The 1,415-nt window shown below is 66.5% G+C and carries 1 pseudogene; it reads left to right on the top strand.

Going from position 1 to position 1,415, the window contains the following annotated elements:
* Positions 1–1,415 (top strand): annotated as a pseudogene (locus Q0627_RS10740) (DNA-directed RNA polymerase subunit beta'); the annotation flags it as partial.

Raw genomic sequence — 1,415 nt, 5'->3', positions numbered from 1 at the left:
AACCCGAAGGGTGAGTTCATCCCGCGCCCCATCAAGTCGTCGTTCCGCGAGGGCCTGACGGTGCTGGAGTACTTCATCAACACTCACGGTGCCCGTAAGGGTCTGGCCGACACTGCGCTGCGTACCGCCGACTCGGGTTACCTGACCCGTCGTCTGGTGGACGTCTCGCAGGACGTCATCGTCCGCGAAACCGACTGCGGCACGCCGCGCGGCATCAACGTCGCGCTCGGCGAGAAGCAGCCGGACGGCTCGATCATCCGCGACGCGCACGTGGAGACCTCCGCGTACGCCCGCACACTGGCCGCCGACGCGGTCGACGCCGATGGCAACGTCGTCGTCGAACGTGGCCACGACCTGGGCGATCCGGCGATCGAGGCACTGCTGGCCGCCGGCATCACCGAGGTCAAGGTGCGCTCGGTGCTCACCTGCGGCACCGGCACCGGTGTGTGCGCACACTGCTACGGACGGTCGATGGCCACCGGCAAGCTTGTCGACATCGGCGAGGCCGTGGGCATCATCGCCGCCCAGTCGATCGGTGAGCCCGGTACCCAGCTGACGATGCGTACCTTCCACCAGGGCGGTGTCGGTGACGACATCACCGGCGGTCTGCCGCGTGTCCAGGAGTTGTTCGAGGCGCGTGTCCCCAAGGGCGTGGCCCCGATCTCCGAGGTGTCGGGCCGGGTGCGTCTGGAGGACGACGACCGCTTCTACAAGATCACCATCGTCCCCGACGACGGTTCCGAAGAAGTGGTGTACGAGAAGATCTCCAAGCGGCAGCGTCTGCGTGTGTTCAAGCACGACGACGGCACCGAACGCCTGCTGAGCGACGGCGACCACATCGAGGTCGGCCAGCAGCTCATGGAGGGTTCGGCCGACCCGCACGAGGTGCTGCGCGTGATGGGCCCGCGCCAGGTGCAGATCCACCTGGTCAACGAGGTCCAGGAGGTCTACCGCAGCCAGGGTGTGTCGATTCACGACAAGCACATCGAGACCATCGTGCGGCAGATGCTGCGCCGGGTCACGATCATCGACTCGGGTTCGACGGAGTTCCTGCCCGGTTCGCTCACCGAGCGTGCCGAGTTCGAGGCCGCGAATCAGAAGATGGTGCTCGAGGGCGGCGAGCCGGCTGCGGGTCGTCCGGTGCTGATGGGTATCACCAAGGCGTCGCTGGCCACCGATTCGTGGCTGTCGGCGGCATCGTTCCAGGAGACCACCCGCGTGCTCACCGATGCGGCCATCAACGGCCGCAGCGACAAGCTGATCGGTCTCAAGGAGAACGTGATCATCGGTAAGCTCATCCCGGCCGGTACCGGTATCAACAAGTACCGCAACATCCAGGTGCAGCCGACCGAGGAGGCGCGTGCCGCCGCGTACGCGGTGCCGTCCTACGACGACACCTACTACAGCCCGGACGG

The organism is uncultured Gordonia sp. (genome assembly GCF_937858515.1).
GTDB lineage: Bacteria > Actinomycetota > Actinomycetes > Mycobacteriales > Mycobacteriaceae > Gordonia.
This window is presented reverse-complemented; position numbering and strand designations above follow the sequence as displayed.